Source organism: Duganella sp. AC237 (assembly GCF_979254035.1).
Genome location: NZ_CEEDEW010000003.1, coordinates 2,832,840 through 2,853,260, shown reverse-complemented (window position 1 = coordinate 2,853,260; position 20,421 = coordinate 2,832,840). Strand labels below are relative to the sequence as shown.

The window sequence follows — 20,421 nt, the reverse complement described above, 5'->3', positions numbered from 1 at the left end:
AACCAAAAAAGTCTTACGGCTTGCTGCTCAGCTCAACCTTCGCGCTGCCGAGCCCTTCGCTGGTGGCGGTGACGACGATCTTGCCGCCCTGCCCGGGCCTGGTACGCACGATCGCCAGCGCCATGCCATTAAACGCCGGCCGCTCCGGCGACTGGAACGACACGTGGCTGGTCGCGTCGCCATTGTCGGTGGCGACCAGCTCTGCCGGACCGCTGACGGTGAACTTGACCTTGTTGTGCGAGCGCGGCACCGACAGCCCGTCCTTGTCGGCGATCGTCAGCGTCACGAACGACAAGTCCTTGCCGTCCGCGCTCAACGCGCTGCGGTCGGCGGCCAACTTGAGCTTGGCCGCCGCGCCGGTGGTGCGCACCGTATCCTCGGCCCACGGCTTGCCCTGTTTGTACACCACCGCCCGCAACGTGCCCGGCTTGTACACCACATCGTCCCAGCGCAGACGATAGTCGCGCGGGCCGCGCTTCTTGCGGCCCAGCGACTGGCCATCGAGGAACAACTCCGCCTCGTCGCCCGACGTGTACAGATGCACCGGCGTCACCTGCCCCACCCGCTCCGGCCAGTTCCAGTGCGGCAGCAGATGCGCCATCGGCAGCTCGGGCCGCCAGCGCGCCTGGTACAGATAGAACCGGTCCTTCTTGAAGCCGGCCAGGTCGACAATGCCGAAGTACGAGCTACGAGACGGCATCTTGATCTTGCGAAGCTCGGCCAGCTCCTTGGCGGCGGCCTGCTGCTGCGCCGGATCGGTGAAGTTGAACACATTGGTGGCGTCGTCGTTGTACGGCGTCGGCTCGCCCAGATAATCGAAACCGGTCCATACAAATTCCCCGGCGACGAAGGGGTTGTTGTCGATCCCGGCAAATTCGACGTCCGGCGACCAGGCCCAGGGCGGCGCCGTCAGGTCGTAGCTGCTGACCTGGAAATTGAACGCGCCCTTTGTTTTGTCGTCGCTAACGGGGAAGAAGTATTCGCCGCGGGAGCTGACGGTGGACGAGGTCTCGCTGCCGTACAGCGGCAGGTACGGCGCGCTCTGATGCAGACGGCCATACTCGGCCGGCTTGTAGTTGTAGCCGAACACGTCGATGGCGGTCTGGAAGCCGTCGTAGCCGGAGTTGATCTTGTTGAAGCCAGCCGTGGTCGGACGCGAACGGTCCTCGCTGCGGACGATGTCGGCCAGGTGGACGGCGACTTTCCAACCTTCCGGCTGGCCCTGCTCCATGATCTCGTTGCCGATGCTCCAGGCGATCACGCTCGGATGGTTGCGGTCGCGCTGGACCATCGCGCGCAGGTCTTTTTCGTGCCAAGCCTCGAACAGGGTGGCATAGTCGTTCTTCGTCTTGGGAATGCGCCAGGCGTCGAACGCTTCGACGATGATCAGCATGCCCATTCGGTCGGCCAGCTCCAGCAGCTCGGGCGCCGGCGGATTGTGCGTGGTGCGGATGGCGTTGACGCCCATCTGCTGCAGAATTTCGAACTGGCGCTCCAGCGCGCGCACGTTCAGCGCCGCGCCGAGCGCGCCCAGGTCGTGGTGCTGGCTGACGCCTTGCAGCATCACGCGCTCGCCGTTGAGCAGGAAACCGCGCGCCGCGTCGAAGGCGATGGTGCGCACGCCGAACGGCGTCTCGACCACGTCGACCACCTGGTCTTTCGCCGTCACCGTGGTGACCGCGACATAGCGCTTGGGCGCGCGCAGGCTCCACAGCTGCGGACGCGCCAGTTGCAGCGACTGCGTCAGGATCGCCTGCTTGCCGGCCACGATCTTGGCGCTGGCCGATGCGGCGGTCTGCGCCAGCGCGGCGCCGGTGCGGCGGCCGGCCGCGTCCAGCGCGTAGACGGCGGTGCTGACCTTGGCCTCGGCGTCGGCGCCCTGGTTGTCCAGGGTCGCGCGGATCTCGACGGTGGCGGCATCGGCGGTCACGGTCGGCGTCAGCACGAAGATGCCGTTGTTGGCCACGTGCAGCGGCGTCGTCTTGACCAGCCAGACGTTGCGGTAAATGCCGCCGCCCGGATACCAGCGCGACGAATCTTCCGGATTATCGATGCGCACCGCCAGCACGTTTTGCGCGCCAGGCTTCAGATAGGGCGTGAGCTCCAGGCGGAACGACGAGTAGCCGTAAGGCCAGCCGCCGACCTTCTGCCCGTTGAGAAAAACGGTCGCGTGCGACATCGCGCCGTCGATATCGATGAAGACGCGGCGCCCGGCGTCACTGGCGGGGGCAGCGAAGTGCTTGCGGTACCACGCCACGCCCCACCACGGCAGCTTGCCGGTCTCGCCCTCGTACTCCTGCTTGAACGGGCCTTCGATACCGAAGTCGTGCGGCAGATCGAGTTTGCGCCAGCGGCTGTCGTCGAACGCCGCGTCGCTCACGGTGCCCGGTGGCTCGCCCTTGATAAAGCGCCAGTCGGCATTGAAGGAAATCCGTTCGCGCACGGCACGCTCGTCCGCGTGGGCGGGAGCGTTCAGGCTGAAGGCGACGACGGCGAGCATCAACAGGGAGCGTAAATATCTCATAGGGTCCGTTTGAAAGAGTCGATGGATAAAAGCGTGGTGCCGGGGTGGGGTAAAACTGATTTATTTGTTCAGCAGCGTGAGCGACAACTCCCAGTCCGCGCGCCAGGCGTACAGAAAGTCATGCGTGGCGAACGCCTTCTTCAGGCGCGGAACCGGTACGCGGTACACCTCGTTCAAGCCCAGCGCCAGGGTGACGGGATTCCACAGCGTGTTGTGCTTGTTCTTCTTGCCTTTGCCGCCGCTGCCTTTGACGCGGGCGCCATCGTCGCCGAAGATGCCGATGCCGTCGTCGAGCGATTGCGCCAGATCGAGCTTGGCCAGGCCGTCGAAGGCGGCCAGGATCTCGTCGCGGCCGATGCCGTCCTGCGACTCCTTCACGCCTTCGGTCTTGGCCGGTGGCTGCGGCTGCGCCTCGCGCTTGAGCCGCGCGGCCAGCTGTTCCAGATCCTTCTTTTGGAAGCGCAGCTCGTGCAGCGCGCGCCGGAAACCGGGCGGCGGCAGCTTGGCGACGATCTTGTAGGCATCTTTGGTGATGGTGATCAGCACGTCCTCGCTGCCGGCGGCCAGGCGCGCGGTGTCACCCTCGAAGAAGATCGGCGCCGCGTAGCCGCCGTTGGCGTCGCCGAACAGCTCCGGGTAGGCGGCATCGTAGTCGAGCCAGACGTACGGCGTGACGCCGCTCCCGATCAGGCGCGCCAGGGTCCACGGGGCGTCGGCCACGCCCTGCAGGGCTAGCCACTCGCAGGCTTGTTCGGTGGTGGCGCGGAAGGGTAAGGTCGGAGCGATGGACGTCATGGAATTGGTCTGGCGCCATGTTTGGCTTAACGGAAACGTTTGAATTATAGAGCAGCCAAAGAAACATTCATCGTTTTACTGCCTCAGCGCCGACCCGAGCCGTCGGCAGCGACTGAACAAAAGCGATGCCAGAACGTCTACGAACAAGGCGAACCTTCGCCTGTACCGTAATCAAATAGCAATATGCCACCCGGCTTGTTTATCCAACCCTTCTCGATCGCCTGACTCACTTTATGCACCAACCAGAAATGCCTCGCACCCAACCGACCCCGATCGCACGCGCCCTCCAGGCTGGCCTGGCCGGCCTGTTCTTCTCCGGCGCCGCCGGCGCGGCCGAAACGCCGCCGCCCCCGCAACCCGACAGCGCCCTGCCGACCGTCTACGTGACCGGGGCACAGGAGACGGCCACCGGCGTGGTGGCCGGCTACGCGGCCAGGCGCAGCGCCAGCGGCACCAAGACCGACACCCCGATCATCGAAACGCCGCAGTCGATCACCATCATCGGCGCCGAGCAGATTGAAACGCTCGGCGCCCGCACCATCGCCGAGGCGCTCGGCTACGCGGTCGGCGGCACCCTGCGCCCGGAACGCACCGGCGACGAGATCACGCTGCGCGGCTTCCAGCTGCTGTCGACCTTCCGCGACGGCACCAATTACCAGGTCAACCGCTTCGACGGCCAGCAGGAGGTCTACGGCCTCGAACGCATCGAGGTGCTCAAGGGCGCCTCCTCCATCCTGTACGGCATGTCCTCGCCCGGCGGCGTGCTCAACACCGTGAGCAAGCGGCCGACCGCCGACACGCTGCGCGAACTCAACGTCGAGGTCGGCTCCTTCGACCGCAAGCAGGTCTCGGGCGACTTCGGCGGCAAGCTCAGCGAGGACGGCGTGTGGACCTACCGCCTCACAGGCCTGCAGCGCGACAGCGGCGCTTTCATCGACTACATGCGCGACGACCGCACCTACCTGGCCCCGGCGCTCACATGGCGCCCCAACGCCGCCACCAGCGTGACCTTGCTGTCCGAATACCAGCGCGACCGCGGCAACTACGGCGCCGACGACCTGCCCGCCGCGGGCACCTTGCGCCCGAACGTGCACGGCACGATCCCGCGCGAGCGCTTCACCGGGGAACCGGACTACGACCACTTCCGCATCAAGCGCTATTCGGCCGGCTACATCGTCGATCACGCGTTCACCGACAACCTCAAGCTGCGCCACAGCCTGCGCAAATACCATATGGACCAGGACTGGGCCGCGATCGGCACGGCCGCCGACTACGAAGCCGACCAGCGCACCATCAAGCGCTTCGCCGAAGACCGCGACGAGCACACCAACCGCCTGAACTCGGACACCTCGCTGCTATACGACTGGCGCGCCGCCGGCATCGCGCACAAAACCCTGGTCGGCCTGGACTACACCGAAACCAAGCGTACCAGCGAGCGCTTCGACCGCGCCGTCGGCACGGTCGACCTGTACGCGCCGGTGTACGGCGGCACGCTCGGTCCGGCCGTCTACTCGTATGGGTTCCGCACCCGCGACAAGCAGATGGGCCTGTACTTCCAGGACCAGATGACGTTCGACGCCAAATGGGTGCTGCTGCTGGGCGGGCGCCAGGACTGGGTGCGCCAGACCGAATGCGACTTCCGCAATCCGTCGCTGTGCTCGGCCGACCATGAAAAGAGCGACGCCTTCACCGGCCGCGCCGGGCTGGTCTACCTGGCCGACAACGGCCTGGCGCCGTTCGTCGGCTTCAGCCAGTCGTTCGCGCCCACCAGCGGCACCGACCGCAACGGCAGCCGCTTCAAGCCGACCGAGGGCGAGCAGTTCGAAGCGGGCGTGCGCTACCAGCCCGCCGGCGGCGCGCTGATGCTGTCGGCGGCTACCTACCAGCTCACCCAGGGCAACGTGCTGAGCCAGGACCCGCTGGACCGCCGCTACGCGCGGCAGCAGGGCGAGGTGCGCTCGCGTGGTGTCGAGCTCGAGGCGCGCGGACGGATCGGGCGCAACGCCCAGGTGCTTGCCGCCTACACCTATACGGACGCGCGCGTGACCAGGGCCAGCCCGTTGTTCCCCGAGCAGGTCGGCGACCGCACCAACGGCGTGCCGTACAACCAGTTCTCGCTGTGGGGGGATTACAGCTTCGGCGGTTTCGGCGTGCCCGGCCTGAAGATCGGCGCCGGTGCCCGCTACATGGGCGAGACCACCAGCACCTACACCGACGTGGTGGCGCCGGCCTACACCGTCATCGACGCCATGGCCAGCTACAGCACCGGCCCGTGGCGCCTGGCGCTCAATGTCGGCAACCTGGCCGACAAGCACTTCTACACCAGCTGCCCGTTCGCCTGCTTCTATGGTGAATCGCGCAATGTGAAGGCATCGCTCAGCTATCGCTGGTAAGGCGCTAAAACCACGCCGCGCCTAGCCGATGTCGACCAGCTCACGGCAGCAGGCGATGGCGTTGCTGGCGTCGCGCAACATGAAGTTGACCAGGGTGGCCGAGCAGCCGATCTCCTGGGCGATGTCGCGCTGGGTCAAGCCGCCCAGGCGCGACAGTTCGAACACCTGGCGCGTGCGCGACGGCAGGCCGCACAGGATGCGGTCGATGGCGTCGATCACCTGCATGCCGTGCAGCTGGTGGTCGGGGATGCTGCCGCCGGAGACCTGCGGCAATTCGCCGTCGTCCGGATAGATGCGGTACGACGACTCGACCGCCTGGCGCCGGCAATGGTCGAGCGCCATGTTGCGCACCACCTGGCAGCAATAGCAAAACGGCTTGAGGATCTCGCGCACGCCCGTCATCTCGACCACCTTGAGGTAGGCGTCCTGGATGACCTCGTCGGCCGTGTGCGGGGTGCCGACGATCTTTTGCGCGATGCGGCGCAACTGCGCCCGGTGCTCGATAAAGATGTCCCCCAGGACTGTTTGCTGCAATTCCACCGACATCACGGCCTCCGCATGAGTTGATCAGCATGTTTATCTTTAAGATAATTGCTGAATGCGAATCATTATCATTTATTTTTAATAAAGTGTCCACGTATCTTCTTACCTGATTGCCAACTTGGGTGCGAATGCAACGCATTACTCATCTTCGTGAGTAATCATGGAATGGCATACCGGACATGTCTTTTTTGAATGTCTTTGCTTTAACCTAGCCTGCCGAGCTGGTCTTTCCCACGCTGAAAGGTGAAATCATGATGCCCTTAAAAGTTCCCACCCTCTTCTTCACGCTGGCCCTGGCCAGTTGCGCGCAGGTCGGCGCCGTCGTCACGTCCCCCGGCAAGCAGATTGAGCTGCTCAACCGTGGCGCGGTGGCCATCCAGACCGCCGGCGGCGTGTTCGTCAGCTGGCGCCTGCTGGCCACCGACGCGGCCGGCGTGGCGTTCAACGTCTATCGCGGCAGCACCAAGCTCAATAGCACGCCGCTCACCCAGCTCAACTACACCGACGCGGGCGGCACCGCTGCGAGCGCGTATTCGGTGCGCGCGGTCGTCAACGGCGCCGAGCAAAGCGGCTTCGGCGCCGGCGCCACCTGGTCGGCGCCGTACAAGACGGTGCCGGTGCAGCGTCCGGCAGGCGGCACCTCGAGCGACGGCGTGGCCTACACCTACGACATCAACGACGGCACCCCGGCCGATCTCGACGGCGACGGCGCCTACGAGATCATCGTCAAGTGGCAGCCGACCAACGCCAAGGACAATTCGCAGTCCGGCTACACCGGCAACACCTTGGTGGACGCCTATAAACTCGACGGCACACGCCTGTGGCGCATCGATCTGGGGCGCAATATCCGCGCCGGCGCCCATTACACGACCATGGTGGCCTACGACTTCGACGGCGACGGCAAGGCCGAGGTCATGATGAAGACGGCCGACGCCACCGTCGACGGCACCGGCGCGGTGATCGGCTCGGCTTCGGCCGACCACCGCAACAGTGCCGGCTACATCCTGACGGGGCCGGAATTCCTGACCGTGTTCAACGGCCAGACCGGCAAGGCGATGAAGACCACCAACTACCTGCCGGCGCGCGGCACCGTCTCGAGCTGGGGCGACAACTACGGCAACCGGGTCGACCGCTTCCTCGGCGGCGTGGCCAACCTGGACGGCGCGCGCCCGAGCGCGGTGTTTTCGCGCGGCTACTACACGCGCGCCGTGATCGCCGCCTGGGACTGGCGCGACGGCGCGCTGACCAGCCGCTGGGTGTTCGACACCGACGTCGCCGGCGGCGCCGCGCGCGGCCAGGGCGCGCACTGGTTCGGCGTGGCCGACGTCAACAGCGACGGCAAGGACGACATCGTCTACGGCGCGGCCACCATCGACAGCTACGGACAGTTGCTGTACACGACGGGCCTGTGCCACGGCGACGCTTTACACGTGGGAAAATTCAATCCGAACCTGGCAGGGTTGCAGGTGTATATGGTGCACGAGACGCCGAGTTGCTACGGCGCCAGCGGCACCGGCATGCATAACGCGGCCACCGGCGCGCTGCTGTGGGGCACCAGCGGCGAAGGCGTGGACGTGGGGCGCGGCGTGTGCATGGATATCGATCCGGCCTATCCGGGCGAGGAGTGCTGGGGCAGTCGCGGCGGCCTGCGCAGCGCGACGGGGGTGCAAATCGGCGCCAACCGGCCGAGCCAGATGAACTTCGCGGCGTGGTGGGATGGGGATTTGCTGCGCGAGGCGCTGGATGGCACGCAGATCAGCAAGTGGAATCCGGCGACCAGCAGTTCGAGCGTGCTGGTGAACGCGGGCGATGCCGGCGCCGCGTCCAACAACAGCACCAAGGCGACGCCGGTGCTGAGCGCCGATTTGCTTGGCGACTGGCGCGAGGAGGTAGTGTGGCGGAATAGCGCCAACACGGCGTTGCTGATTTACAGCACCACCGCGCCGACCGCCACGCGCTTGCCGACGTTGATGCACAACCCGCAGTACCGGGCGCAGGTGGCGGCGCAGAACGCGGGATATAACCAGCCGCCGCATCCGAGTTTTTATCTGGGTGCGGGGATGGGGACGTTTGTGCAGGAGCCGGTGCATACGCCTTAGTCGGTTCATGCACGCGTTGTTGGCGGCGCGACCATGGCGGATTACGCTTCGCTAATCCGCCCTACGTGTCTCCGCGACGGACCTGCGGCTATGGCGTCACAACGGTTACACGTAGGGCGGATTAGGCGGAACGCCGTAATCCGCCATCGATGAGCCATCGGCAACCCATCACAGCGGCACGCTGAGCAGGCCGTCGCGCAACAGGCTGGGCGTGAGGCCGGTCCAGCGCTTGAACGAGCGGCGGAAGTTGGTGGCGTCGTGGAAGCCCAGGTATTGCGCCACCGCTTCGTTGTCGTAGCCGCGCGCCTGGAACAGGTGGATCGCGACATGCGCGCGCACCTGGTCCAGCTCGGCCTGGAAATGGCTGCCGTGGCGCGCCAGATGGCGCTTCATCGTGGCCGCGCTGACGCCGAACGCGGCCGCGCTCAACTCCAGCGTGGGGCCGAGGCGGATATGGGCCAGCAAGTGGTCGTACAGCGCCGACAACAGGCTCGGCGCCAGCGCCAGCTTGTCGGCGCCCGCCTCCGCCGCCGCGCCGTTCAGCGCCACCGACGCCGCCATCGCGTTGCCGCGCGGCCAGGGCCGGTCGAGCCACGCCGGGTTGATCAACATCGCGTCCAGATGGCAGTTGAAGCGCAGGTCGCCGCCCAGGTGCACCTCGTGCTGTTCGACGTGCGCGGGCGCGCTGCGGTTCAGGCAGTAGCGCCACGGCAGGCGCTCGCCGGCCAGCCAGCGGCACATTGCCGTCACCGCCGTCATGTGCATTTCCACCAGCGCCGGCAACTGGCTGGGCGCGCCGAAGCTGTCGGTCCAGTACAGCACGGCAAGGCCGCCCTCCTCGCGCAGGCGCGGCGTCAACAACGGACACAAACGCACCGCGCCGGCGCACAGGATGTCCAGCGCCTGCCGCAGATTCTGCGCCTGCAGCAAGGCGTGGCTGAACGCGCCGAAGTGGCCCGGCAGCATCTGCTGGCCCAGCATGAAGCTGGTGTCGGGGCTGTCCAGTTCGCGCATGACGTTCGCCAGCAATTGCAGGTATTGCGCAGGGCTGAGCACGACATCGGCGTCGGGCATGTCCCAGCCGCGCAGGCCGGTGCCGCGCAAGGCTTTGTCGCCCTGCTCGTCGAGCTCGCGGCTGCGGGCGTAGTCCAGTATCAGCGCCGGCTGGTGCTGCGCCGGAATGAAACTGTCGCCGATTTGCCGGTAGGCGATCACGCTGTCGCCGTCGCGGCCAAGGTGGACGGGCCGGCCGCCGCGATGGTCGTCGAGGCCGCCGGTGCAGCCGCCGCCGGTTGCGACACCGCCCGGCTCAGTTCGGCCAGCAGCACGTCCGGCGCCGCGTCCGCGTTCGAACACGCGTGGCGCAGGCTGATGCCGACCCGGCCGCCTTTGGCGTGGTGGCGCATCTGGCCGACCATGGCCGCCAGATGCGCAGCCAGCGACGCGGCCTCTTGCACGGTGGTGTCCGGCAGCAGCAGCGCGAAACGGTCGCCGGCATAGCGGCATAGCAAGTCGTCGTTGCGCAGGTTGAGCAACAACATGTGGCCAACGGCCTGCAACACGCGGTCGCCCTCGGGCTGGCCGAATTCGCGGTTGATCAGGTGGAAGCCGTCAATGTCCAGCAGCACCAACGCGCACGGCTGGCCCGGCCGTCGCGCCTGCTCGTGGCGGATCTGGCGCCGCAGATAGTCGGCATTGGCCAGCTGGGTGATACGGTCGAAGGCACGGTGATCGCGGAACAGCCGTTCGCGCTTTTGCAGATGGTCGTTGAGCCGGAACTGCTCATGACGCCAGTAATACATGCCGATGGTGACCACCAGCATGCCGACCGGCACCATGCCCTCAAGCCAATGATCCCACCTTGCCGTCTTGCTGATGGCGAAAAATTCGTCCAAGCAATCGGCGAAGGAGCCGATCATGATCAGCGCCAGGCCGCCGGCCAGCAGGCGCGTGACCAGGCCGCCGGGGCGGCTGCTCAAGGTAAACAACACCCAGCTGCCGGCCATGACGGCGGTGCCGCCTTCGCTGACAATGTCGGTCCATTTCCAGTGTTCGAAAGATTTTGTCACACCGAGGCTGGCGTACAGGAACAGGCAGGCCAGCAGGGCCAGGCCGGCCGCGATCAGGGTGGAACGGTGTAGTTGCAACATGGGCGGGCTCATCATGACGGCGTCGGTAGTGCGGCGGCAGCATAAAGGAGATTTATGACAACGCCATGACATCGCGCCATCGCGGCGGGCAAGACTCATCGACGCCACAACAGGTGCAAACGGCTCACAGGTGGTGGGCAACCCCGCGCCACTCCGTGCGGGAACGCGTCCCGCGCAGTGTTCCCCCTCCTCGCCTCCCGCGCGCGCTGCGGCTCAGGCAGCCTGTTTGCCGGGTCAATCCAGCTCATTGCGCCCGGATTTGGCCTCTCCAACGCGCTTTTGGGCGTCCAACGCGGCAAGGTGTCATGCAATTGACACATTGACTACTTAGAATCCGCCCGTCTTCCAACTAATATGACGGCACATAATGAAAACCACACAGTACAAAACGTCCAAACAGCCCGCGCAGCAAGGTCATGGTTGCCGCCTCTCCGTACTCAGCCTTGGCGTGCTGGCCATGCTGGCCGCCCAATCGCATGCCAGCGCGCAAACCAATCAAGCCACCGACGGCGCCGCCGCCAGCGTGGCCGCCACCGCCAACAGCGTGGTGATCTCGGGCCAGCGCTCCAGCCTGCGCAATGCAATCGCCGCCCAGGAACAAGCCGACAACATCGTTAGCGTCATCAGCAGCGACGATATCGGCGGCCTGCCGGACAAGAACGCGGCCGAAGCGCTGGCGCGCCTGCCGGGCCTGTCGGTGCAGCGCGACCAGGGCGAAGGCCGCTACGTCAGCGTGCGCGGCCTCGGCCCGGACTTGAATTCGGTCACCATTAACGGCGCGCTGGTGCCCTCGCCTGAATCGGGCCGGCGCGCGGTGGCGCTGGACGTGCTGCCGGCCGGCCTGATCCGTTCGCTGTCGGTCAGCAAGACCCTGACGCCGGACCAGGACGCCAATTCCCTCGGCGGCACCGTCGAAGTCAAAACGCTGTCGGCCTTCGACCTGCCGGGCAAGCTGCTGTCGGCCACCGTCGGCGCCAGCCGCGACCAGAACATCGGCAAGACCAGCCCCAACGGCAGCATCCTGTTCGCCGACCGTTTCCTGAGCGGCAAGCTGGGCGTTGCCGGCGGCATCAGCTACGAAAAGCGTGAATTCGGTTCCGACAACGTCGAAACCGGCGGCGCCTGGGAAGACGGCAAGCTGACCGGCGTCGAACTGCGCGACTACCTGCCGACGCGCAAGCGCCGCGCCGCCGCGCTCAACCTCGACTACCACGCCGACAACCTGAGCAAATATTTCGTTCGCAGCTTCATCAGCGACTTCAGCGACGACGAAGTGCGCGACCGCCTGACCATCAGCAACATCGCCGGCGACGGCCTGGCCGAAGGCCAGACCGCCAGCGCACGCGGCGAACGTCGCCTGCGCCAGCGCAAGTACACCCAGACCATCAGCTCGGTCGTACTGGGCACCGAACAGAAATGGAACGGCTGGAAGCTCGATTTGGCTGGCGGCATCAGCCGCGCCACCGACGAAGCGCCGGAATCGATCAACGACGCCCGCTTCCGAGGCAGCAAGGACTTCGCCGGCGTCGGCTTCACCGGCACCGACATCCCACGCCTGACCGGCCCGGCCAGCCTGTACGACGCTGCCAACTACAAGCTGAACTCGATCGCGCTCAAGCAAGGCGACGCCACCGACAAGGAACACCACATTCGCTTCGACCTCAGCCACAAGTTCGAGCTGGGCGAAGGCAGTTCGACGCTCAAGTTCGGCGCCAAGGCCGCCCGCCGCGAAAAATCCAACGACACCGAAGCCTGGTCGTACAGCAGCAAGCAAATCGGCGGCGCCAGCACCGCGTTGGCCGACTACGTCACCGGCAACGACCTCGATTACAAGCTGGGCCGCATCGGCAAGGCCATCGACCCGGCTGCGATCCGCCGCCTGGTGGCCGGCCTCAAGCGCGCCGACGCCCGCCTGCTGGTCGACTCGACCGTCGACGACTACCGCATGCACGAGGACATCGACGCCGCCTACGTGCAAAACAGCGTCGACATCGACGCCTGGCACCTGCTGGCCGGCGTGCGCGCCGAGCACACCAGGTTCGACGCGGCCGGCTCGCGCGTCAACGAGGAAGAGGAATCCTTCGATCCGGTCAACCGCCGGCGCTCTTACACCAACTGGCTGCCGTCGCTGCAGGCCCGTTACGACCTGGACGCGAAAACCAGCGTGCGCGCGGCCTGGACGCACGCGGTGGTGCGCGCCAACTTCAGCCAGTTGGCGCCGGGCGTGAGCCTGGCCAGCGACACCGAAGCCACCATCGGCAACCCCGACCTGGCGCCGCTGAAGTCGACCAACCTCGACCTGGGCATCGAGCGCGTGCTGGGCGACGACGGCAGCATGTCGGCCTATGTGTTCCACAAGGACATCAAGAACTTCACCTACACCACCAATCTGGCCGGCAGCGGCCAGTGGGCCGACTATAGCTCGGCGGTGTCCTACGCCAACGGCGACAAGGCCACCGTCAAGGGCATCGAACTGGCCTACACCCAGCCGCTGCGCATGCTGCCGGCGCCGTTCAATCGCCTGATCGTCGGCGCCAACGGCAGCCTGACCCGCTCGGACGCCAACGTCGCCCGCTACGACATCGACGCCGGCCGCACGCGCTCGCGCAGCATCGACATGCCGGGCCAGTCGGACCGCGTGCTGAACCTGATGCTGGGCTACGAGCAAGGTCCGCTGAGCACGCGCCTGGCGCTGAACTACAAGTCGAAGTACCTGCTGGAAATGGGCGACGACATCCTCGACGCCGGCCAGGACCGCATCGTCGACGCCCAGAAGCAGGTCGACTTCTCGCTGTCGTACCAGCTCAGCAAGCAGGTGCAGCTGAACTTCGAAGCGGCCAACCTGAACAACGAGAAATACTACGTTTATCTGGGCAGCAAGGCCCAAAACGCGCAATACGAACAATACGGCCGCACCTATAAAGTCAGCCTCAAAGTGAGCATGTTCTGATAATGAAAACCACGATCTTCAACGCAATTCTCTTCGGCGCACTGGTCTCGTGTGGCGTGCTGACACAGACGGCGCACGCGGCAGCAGCGAGCTCGGCGGCCGCGGCGGCTCAGTCGGCGCGCGCGGGCGCCCTGCCCGGCCTCGCGGCCAAGGCCAGCGAACTTGCCGCCCTGCCCGACGGCGGCTGGCTGGCGATCGACAAGCAGGGCCTGCGGCTGCTCGACGCCGCCGGCAAGGAGCGCGCCCATCTGAGCGTGCGCGCCAAGCAGCTCGACCTGCGCCCACAAACGCAAGGTGGCGGCGTGCTGGCCGTGGTGCTCGACGCCAACGCCGAGCACGTGCTGCCGGTCCTGGTCGACATCAAGGCCGGCACCTTGGCGGCCCAAACGCCGTTCCCGGCGCCGCCGTTCGGCATCGAATCGTCGTGCCTGTACCGCGACGCCCAACAAATCGACCATCTGTTCATGATCGGCAAGGATGGCCAGGCCGAACAATGGCTGATGCACGGCGACCAGCGCCTACTGGTGCGCAGGCTGGCCCTGCCCCCGCACGTCAAGCATTGCCGCGCCGACGACGCCGCGCACCAGTTACTGGTCAGTGAAGAAAAAATGGGTGTGTGGGCCTATGACGCCGACGCCGAGGGCGGACCGAGCCGCAAGCTGGTCCAGCGCGGCGACAGCTTCAAGAAAGGGCAAGTGCGGGTGATTCCGTGGCAGGCCGCAACGCCGGCGGTGCTGGGCGCCAAAGCCATCATCGAGCCGCGCGCGCAGACCGAGCCGGTGGCCCGCCAGGGCGACGCCGCCGACGACCCGGCCATCTGGCGCAACCCGGCCGACCCGGCCGCCGCGCGCATCCTCGGCACCAACAAGAAACAAGGCCTGCTGGTGTACGACCTGAGCGGCAAGCAGTTGCAACTGCTGGAAGTGGGCCGCCTGAACAACGTCGACGTGCGCCAGGACGTCACCGTCGGCGGACAAAAGCTTGACGTCGCCGTCGCCACCCAGCGCGACGACAACAGCGTGATGCTGTTCGCCATCGACGCCGCCGGCAAGGTCACGCCGGCCGGCGAGTTCGCCACCGGGCTGGAGGACATCTACGGCATGTGCCTGTACCGCCCGGCGGACGGCGGCCTGGAAGCGTTCATCAACGACAAGGATGGCAGCTTCCTGCAATACCGCATCGAAGCGGGCGCCGACGGCAAAGGCATGTCAGGCAAGCTGCTGCGCCGCTTCAGGGTCGCCAGCCAGCCCGAGGGCTGCGTCGTCGACGACCGCAACGAGCGCCTGTTCCTCGGCGAGGAAAAGCGCGGCGTCTGGACCGCCTCGGCCCGCGGCGATGCCCCGGCCAAGCTCAGCATGATCATGCCGGTCGGCCCGCAGCTGGTGGCCGACGTCGAAGGCATGGGCCTGTACCACGGCGACAAGAGCGACTATCTGGTCGTCTCCAGCCAGGGCGACAACAGCTATCTGGTGCTCGACGCCAAGGCGCCCTACCGCGTGCGCGGCAGCTTTCGGGTCGGCTACAACCTGGCCGCCGGCATCGACGGCACCTCGGAGACCGACGGGCTGGAAGTGAGCTCGGCCAACTTCGGCGGCCCATACGCCAAGGGCATGCTGGTCATCCAGGACGGCTACAAGCGCCTGCCGGACGGCCCGCAAAACTTCAAGTACGTGGCATGGGATGACGTGGCCAAAGCGCTGAAGCTGGACTAAGGGAACACAAAGCCTGGCCAAAAAACCAGGCTCCCATCAGTAAACACGTAGGGCGGATTAGCGAGGCGTAATCCGCCAAGCTCCGCCGACGGCCCATGAATCGGCGAGAACGAATCAAGCTGCCACCATAACAACATGATAATCTTCTCACCTCAGGAGGGACCGGCTGCGCCGCAACCGGCAGTCTCCCGCCCACAGGAGAAAGATGTCGGAGCACCGCCAACCAGTCGATCCCATCAACATCAAAGCCACGGCCCGCCTCGCCGGCCTGCTCTATCTGATCATCATCGTCATCGGCGTGCTCGGCGAATCGGTCATCCGGGGCAAGCTGGTCGTCTCCGGCGATCCCGACGCCACCGCCCGCAGCATCCTCGCCGCCGAATGGCTCTGGCGGCTCGGCGTCGGCGCCCAGGACCTGCTGCTACTGTGCGCCGTCGGCCTCACCCTGCTCTGGTACATACTGCTCCGCCCCGTCAACCAGCATTGGGCGCTGGCGGTAGCCTTCTTCGGCCTGGTCTCGCTCGCGGTCGAAAGCGTCAGCGCGCTGCACCTGCACGCGGTGCTCACGCCCTTGTCCGACGCCGCGTACCTGAAAGCGATCGATCCCCAACAGCTGCACCTGATCTCCTACCAATCGATCATCGCCCACGCCCACGCGTTCGGCGTGGCGCTGATCTTCTTCGGCGTCGAATGCCTGATCGTCGGCCACCTGATCCGCCGATCCGGCTACTTCCCCAAAGCGATTGGCTGGCTGATGCAGTTGGCCGGCGTCTGCTACCTGGTCAACAGCTTCGCCATGATCCTCTATCCGCCGCTGCAGGACGTGCTGTTCCCCGCAATCTTGCTGCCATGCTTCATCGGCGAGAGCGCGTTTTGCCTGTACCTGCTGATCAAGGGCGTCGATGTGCCAGCATGGCAGCGACGGGTCGCAGGCGGATCGACGGTCGTCTGATCTTGCCGCGCCCGGTTTCTAATATGGCAGTTATGCCATGTTCATGGCATAATATCGGGCTGCGCTGCTCCGATGGTGAAATTGGTAGACACTGGAGACTTAAAATCTCCCGCCGCAAGGCGTGCCGGTTCGATTCCGGCTCGGAGCACCAGCCCCCATTTTAGCGATATATCATAAAACGCCGTAAATCCTTGAAAATCAAGGTTTATGGCGTTTTTGCTTTGCGCCATATCCAACTTGTGCCCTAAGAAATGCACAAGCGTGGGCATCATATGGAGTGCCACTGACTGGCCGCCATCGCAGGTCATGTAGTAGGTGGCAAGCACCTGGGGGACATGCTTCTTGCCGACGTCACTTCCGATGTGATTGGTCAGTGGCGCGATCTTCGACTTCGAGGATTCAGGCGGTTGCCGACCAAGAATGTAGAGCCAAGCTCAACAACTTGGTGACCAGCACAAAGTGGCATGGCGGCACCGCCGATGCCGGCCAAGACCCCAGTTAAGCGATGTCGGTAAACTGAGGCTGAACAACTAATTTTCGCCTTGTGCAAAAATCGTTACATGCCGCGTCGCAGACTTCCCGACCTGAGCCGGTATACAGACAGCCGATCATGCATAAGGACTTGCACACTCCCGCCGCTTCCACCTGATCGCTCCGCCCCGGCGCAGAATTAACGCCGAAAACATTGAAAACCATATCGCTCACCTTCAGCGAGCGCTCAGCCGTGAATCCTGGGAAATTCATATCAACCTCCTTCAACAGTCGAAAAACGGAAACCGCTTCGGCATTGGAAAATTTATTACATCATCACCGGAGCTTGGACGACGTGACACACTTCCATGCAAGTATTAAAGCAATCGTCACTGCCGCCTCTTGCCGCGCAATAACTAGCGCAAAGCGATTTGCACTGTTTTCCGGCCAATGAGACTTGTGACTCCCGCGCGGGAAGATAAAGGCGACCGGCCATGTGAGATGGGGAATCGGCGGGACGCAGGGCGCGCTCCGCTGTAAAGCCTGGTGTTTTCATTCTGCTCTCCATTCGATGTTATAGGGGCAAAGCCAAAGAATTGCACGCGTATTTCAGTCGCAGATAAGACGTCCATGCGTCGAGCAAAGGCGGGATCACACCTCGCCTGTTTCCGGAGGCGTGTCGCAATGCGTGGATTACTTCGTCCGCACTGCTGTCTGGAAGCGCAGAACGTAACAGCGCTGCCGCTGCGGTTACAAATACCGCGGCCACACTGGTACCGGCAATCTGTGGGGCACCGTCACTATCCGTGACAATGCCCGGTGCGCCAAGGCCATTCCTGCCGACCGAGCGTCCGATATTTGAAAACGACAAAAGGGACTTGCCACCGTTGTAGGCGACAACGGGAATGACCCAGGGATGAGCGGTGACCGGCGAGGTGGCAAGTTCCCCGCCATTTCCGCTTGCAGCGACCACGATCACCCCGCGCGAACAAGCGAAATTCAGCACATCGTTCAACGCAAGCGCCGCCTGCCTGCTGACGTTGTTGACCGCCAAGCTCAAATTGATGACGGAAGCGCCCGCCTCTACTGTACTCACCATTGCCGATGCCAGTGTCATGGCGTCCGAGACTGGCAGGCTCGACGCCTGTGTCGATGCGAAAATCGGATGAACCAGCAAAGTGCACGCTGGGCAAGCGCCATCCAGCTGTCCAAACAGTGTCGCCGCCAGCAAAGTCGCATGTCTGCACCCCGCGTCAGAAGGATCGCTGCATACGATATCCGCGCCACCGACGTTTCGAATGTGGGCGTCCTTCAGCCTGCTGTCGCTGAGATCGACCGCACCATCGATCAGGCCTATGCTAACTTCGCCTCGGCCACGCGTCACCTCTGCCAGCTTGCTGATTCCGACTGTCTGTAATGGATTCATAGTATTAACCGCAATCTCGTCGATAAGCGATGCAACAGTCCAGAAAGCGTTTTGCGCAACACCTTTGCAATCCGCTGCAATAGTCCAGCGGATCGAAATCATCCTGGCTTTGCGTACGTAATGCCGCCGTTACCTCGGCAACAGCTTCAGAGCGCAAAAGTGGGCTGGAATATCTCGTTTTCATTCCCGAAAGAGCCAATTCTGCGCCGAAGCCTGGCATTGAAGAAACTAATACACGATGTGTTTTCATAGGTCACCATCCAAAATATGAGACAGGTCTCACGACTACTCAGAAAATTGAGGCTGAACAGCCAAGCCATGAAACCTTCTGCAAGCATAGGCGCAGGTCTCAGCGCAGTTTGCGCTGCTTCCGCCTGCTTTGTAGCAAGAAATCAAACATGCGGTGATACATCCTAGAAACGCCGGCTCCACTTGATCGCTCTGCCGCGCCGCAAAATTAGCGCCTGAAATATTAGAAAGGCTGTTGCGTAACTGCAGCGAGCACTCCGCCGTAAATCCTGGGAAATTCATATCAAGCTCCTTTAACGGTCAAAATAGGGGGACAGCTTGGTAATCAAAAACGGAAATTGTTCAGTCACATCGACGCGGACGAAATAACGCTCAGACACATCGGTGATGCGGTGGGTATAGGTCAATATGACATCGACGATGCGGCGCATACCATTAAGCCGGGATTGCCTGGACTCTACCGCCGTCAGCGAAAGATTGTTCTGATGGGCCAGAATTGTCTGGTTGTACAGTTGCGGGTAGCGTACCGCCAGATAATTAATGGCCCTGTGTTCATCGGAGGTGCCCGCGTTGTCTGCCAGTTGGAGGATACGGTCAAGCAACTCCGACGAAGTGCGTGCAAACAGTTCTTCATCCATGCCGTCCGTGAGCGGCAGCGAGGCAAAGAGAGTCTCCCGATCGAACACATAAATCTGATCAACCGTCACCATCGGTAGAGAAAGGCCATTGCACAGGCCTGCTGGCGCGATCCCTCCACGCGTGCCAATCACGATATCGAGATCCAGCGGGGTGGGCGCCGGGCGCACCGCGTCCACGAAGAGCTCGTAATCGGAAATGTCCCTGGGCAGCAGCAGATAGGTTTCCAGTCCTTCGATGGAAAATACCCAGCACAGTTGCCTGACCAGATAGCGGTTGCGGCGCTGCGACAACGCCGCGTGCAATGCCTCGCGGTCGGTTTGGCCGGCCGTGTCTGTCCGTCCTATGGCCTGCGCGAATTCTTTCTCCACGGAGCGCGAGGGAAAACGCCAGCCAATCTGCCCCAAGGCATAGACAAATTGCTGTGCCGCCGCCGCGTCACTGCTGGGGGAGGGGTTTCCGCTGCACCCGCATCCCGCAGCCAATGCCACCGTCCCCCCGCTCCCGATTCAGCAGTGCGTGAGGTGTCCGACTGCATCTCCAACGAGTTTGCTAACGTCATACTGCGATCCTCCATTGATGATAGGAAATGAATACGCCATAACATCCTGCTGTGCGCACGGTGGTAAGACGGCGCAGACCCGACGCCTACTCTTGAGCCGGGTTGATTAAGTCAATGAAGTATCTCTGAAAATGGCGCCCGGTCCCATACCGCGTATGCGGTATCGCTGTGGTCGCCAACCAAAACGATGGCGAGGCCAACACGCACACCATGGGAGCCGAAAAAGAGGTTGAAGATGAAAAAGCTGCGCTCATTCTTGTTGTCGCACTCAGCCTCATCCTTGCACGCCAACTTCACTCGACGTCGTGGCACCATGCATAAATGCTGCGGCGTTGCGCGTCGAACTTCGCAGGCGAGGTGATCTTGATGGAGTCGTGGGGCGCGGCTTTGATGTTATCCGCCGAGCAATGGACAATGCGGGTGGCGCGCCCTTCGGCATCTGCCTCGACGACGATGGCGACGTGGCCGTAGTCCTCCCCGCTGCCCAGTTTGGGGTAGACCACCAGCGCGCCCGGCAGGGCCCGGTCGATCCGGCGGAAGCGACGCTGCGGTCCTTGGGCGTCGGTCCAGATGCTGTCCGTGTTGATCCAGGCGTCGCCGCCGGGTCCGGGAAGGACGCGCGCGAAGCCCAGCGCCCAGCAAACAAAGCCGCTGCAGTCGCATGCCTCGCGCACCAGCGCCGGGTCGCGTACGTCGATCCCCATCGCCTGGGCCAAGGGCGCCAGCGCCTGCTGGTGGGCGCGGTCCAGGCCGTCCCACTCGCGCGCGACGTGGACCGGATTCGATGGCAGCGGCGCATCCGGATCGCGTCCACCCTGCCCTATCCAATAAAGGATCGCCTTGCCGGCGGCGGCGGAGGCGCGGGCGAGCACTTGGTCTGTGGTTGTCATGAAAAACTCCCAAAAAGCGATCACTGTGCACGCGCGAGGTCGCCCTGGCAATCGCGTGAACACGTCATC

13 protein-coding genes and 1 tRNA gene are annotated in these 20,421 nt (G+C 64.1%); 6 read left to right on the top strand and 8 right to left on the bottom strand.

The window, feature by feature from the left end; translation table 11 throughout:
• Window positions 1-13: 13 nt before the first annotated feature.
• Together galB and AC0IYS_RS13030 are read right to left on the bottom strand one after the other, a co-directional pair.
• Complete coding sequence (gene galB, locus AC0IYS_RS13035; RefSeq protein WP_471705539.1) at window positions 14-2,524, bottom strand: beta-galactosidase GalB; 2,511 nt, start codon at window positions 2,522-2,524, stop codon at window positions 14-16.
• A gap of 60 nt (window positions 2,525-2,584) precedes the next feature.
• Window positions 2,585-3,319, bottom strand: coding sequence for a hypothetical protein (locus tag AC0IYS_RS13030; RefSeq protein WP_471705538.1), 735 nt, complete (start codon window positions 3,317-3,319; stop codon window positions 2,585-2,587).
• A 248-nt stretch (window positions 3,320-3,567) separates the two neighbouring features.
• Here AC0IYS_RS13030 and AC0IYS_RS13025 point away from each other — a divergent pair, with 248 nt between their 5' ends.
• Window positions 3,568-5,712 carry a TonB-dependent siderophore receptor gene (locus AC0IYS_RS13025; protein WP_471705537.1) on the top strand — a complete coding sequence of 715 codons (2,145 nt, stop codon included), beginning with the start codon at window positions 3,568-3,570 and terminating at the stop codon, window positions 5,710-5,712.
• Between the two features lie 21 nt (window positions 5,713-5,733).
• Here the strand turns inward: AC0IYS_RS13025 and AC0IYS_RS13020 are convergent, their stop codons facing one another.
• Entirely contained in the window at window positions 5,734-6,258 is a 525-nt protein-coding gene (locus AC0IYS_RS13020; protein ID WP_471705536.1) for a sigma-70 family RNA polymerase sigma factor, read from the bottom strand.
• A gap of 248 nt (window positions 6,259-6,506) precedes the next feature.
• Here AC0IYS_RS13020 and AC0IYS_RS13015 point away from each other — a divergent pair, with 248 nt between their 5' ends.
• The gene (locus AC0IYS_RS13015) at window positions 6,507-8,354 is read left to right on the top strand and encodes a rhamnogalacturonan lyase (protein WP_471705535.1); all 1,848 of its coding nucleotides are present in this window, start codon (window positions 6,507-6,509) and stop codon (window positions 8,352-8,354) included.
• Window positions 8,355-8,522: 168 nt separating this feature from the next.
• Here AC0IYS_RS13015 and AC0IYS_RS13010 read toward each other — a convergent pair whose 3' ends face one another.
• Together AC0IYS_RS13010 and AC0IYS_RS13005 are read right to left on the bottom strand one after the other, a co-directional pair.
• On the bottom strand, window positions 8,523-9,569 hold the full coding sequence (locus AC0IYS_RS13010) for an AraC family transcriptional regulator (protein ID WP_471708854.1): 1,047 nt from the start codon (window positions 9,567-9,569) through the stop codon (window positions 8,523-8,525).
• Window positions 9,566-10,504 (bottom strand): GGDEF domain-containing protein, encoded by a 939-nt coding sequence (locus AC0IYS_RS13005; RefSeq protein WP_471705534.1) that lies wholly within the window; start codon window positions 10,502-10,504, stop codon window positions 9,566-9,568. The genes AC0IYS_RS13010 and AC0IYS_RS13005 overlap by 4 nt, the downstream gene beginning before the upstream one ends.
• A 367-nt stretch (window positions 10,505-10,871) precedes the next feature.
• Between AC0IYS_RS13005 and AC0IYS_RS13000 the strand changes: the two genes are divergently transcribed.
• The 4 genes from AC0IYS_RS13000 to AC0IYS_RS12985 all read left to right on the top strand — a co-directional run bounded on the left by AC0IYS_RS13000 (window position 10,872) and on the right by AC0IYS_RS12985 (window position 16,269).
• On the top strand, window positions 10,872-13,454 hold the full coding sequence (locus tag AC0IYS_RS13000) for a TonB-dependent receptor (RefSeq protein WP_471705533.1): 2,583 nt from the start codon (window positions 10,872-10,874) through the stop codon (window positions 13,452-13,454).
• A gap of 2 nt (window positions 13,455-13,456) precedes the next feature.
• Window positions 13,457-15,166, top strand: a complete 1,710-nt coding sequence (locus AC0IYS_RS12995) for a phytase (RefSeq protein ID WP_471705532.1) — start codon at window positions 13,457-13,459, stop codon at window positions 15,164-15,166.
• Window positions 15,167-15,371: 205 nt separating this feature from the next.
• Complete coding sequence (locus tag AC0IYS_RS12990; protein ID WP_471705531.1) at window positions 15,372-16,118, top strand: DUF4386 domain-containing protein; 747 nt, start codon at window positions 15,372-15,374, stop codon at window positions 16,116-16,118.
• Between the two features lie 66 nt (window positions 16,119-16,184).
• Window positions 16,185-16,269: transfer RNA gene (locus AC0IYS_RS12985), tRNA-Leu, on the top strand.
• Window positions 16,270-17,163: 894 nt separating this feature from the next.
• On the opposite strand, the gene AC0IYS_RS12980 is transcribed toward AC0IYS_RS12985, so the two are convergent.
• From AC0IYS_RS12980 to AC0IYS_RS12970, 3 genes are all read right to left on the bottom strand, one after another.
• Window positions 17,164-18,117 (bottom strand): S8 family serine peptidase, encoded by a 954-nt coding sequence (locus AC0IYS_RS12980; protein WP_471705530.1) that lies wholly within the window; start codon window positions 18,115-18,117, stop codon window positions 17,164-17,166.
• A 440-nt stretch (window positions 18,118-18,557) separates the two neighbouring features.
• Window positions 18,558-19,391 carry a cyanobactin maturation protease PatG family protein gene (locus AC0IYS_RS12975; protein WP_471705529.1) on the bottom strand — a complete coding sequence of 278 codons (834 nt, stop codon included), beginning with the start codon at window positions 19,389-19,391 and terminating at the stop codon, window positions 18,558-18,560.
• A gap of 364 nt (window positions 19,392-19,755) precedes the next feature.
• On the bottom strand, window positions 19,756-20,352 hold the full coding sequence (locus AC0IYS_RS12970; protein WP_471705528.1) for a CHAP domain-containing protein: 597 nt from the start codon (window positions 20,350-20,352) through the stop codon (window positions 19,756-19,758).
• Window positions 20,353-20,421 lie beyond the last annotated feature (69 nt).

What these genes read in the sequence shown, in the direction of transcription:
- galB (WP_471705539.1), bottom strand. Translation starts at nt 2,524, where the DNA reads ATGAGATATTTACGCTCCCTGTTGATGCTCGCCGTCGTCGCCTTCAGC.
- AC0IYS_RS13030 (WP_471705538.1), bottom strand. Translation starts at nt 3,319, where the DNA reads ATGACGTCCATCGCTCCGACCTTACCCTTCCGCGCCACCACCGAACAA.
- AC0IYS_RS13025 (WP_471705537.1), top strand. Translation starts at nt 3,568, where the DNA reads ATGCCTCGCACCCAACCGACCCCGATCGCACGCGCCCTCCAGGCTGGC.
- AC0IYS_RS13020 (WP_471705536.1), bottom strand. Translation starts at nt 6,258, where the DNA reads ATGTCGGTGGAATTGCAGCAAACAGTCCTGGGGGACATCTTTATCGAG.
- AC0IYS_RS13015 (WP_471705535.1), top strand. Translation starts at nt 6,507, where the DNA reads ATGATGCCCTTAAAAGTTCCCACCCTCTTCTTCACGCTGGCCCTGGCC.
- AC0IYS_RS13005 (WP_471705534.1), bottom strand. Translation starts at nt 10,504, where the DNA reads ATGTTGCAACTACACCGTTCCACCCTGATCGCGGCCGGCCTGGCCCTG.
- AC0IYS_RS13000 (WP_471705533.1), top strand. Translation starts at nt 10,872, where the DNA reads ATGAAAACCACACAGTACAAAACGTCCAAACAGCCCGCGCAGCAAGGT.
- AC0IYS_RS12995 (WP_471705532.1), top strand. Translation starts at nt 13,457, where the DNA reads ATGAAAACCACGATCTTCAACGCAATTCTCTTCGGCGCACTGGTCTCG.
- AC0IYS_RS12990 (WP_471705531.1), top strand. Translation starts at nt 15,372, where the DNA reads ATGTCGGAGCACCGCCAACCAGTCGATCCCATCAACATCAAAGCCACG.
- AC0IYS_RS12980 (WP_471705530.1), bottom strand. Translation starts at nt 18,117, where the DNA reads ATGATTTCGATCCGCTGGACTATTGCAGCGGATTGCAAAGGTGTTGCG.
- AC0IYS_RS12970 (WP_471705528.1), bottom strand. Translation starts at nt 20,352, where the DNA reads ATGACAACCACAGACCAAGTGCTCGCCCGCGCCTCCGCCGCCGCCGGC.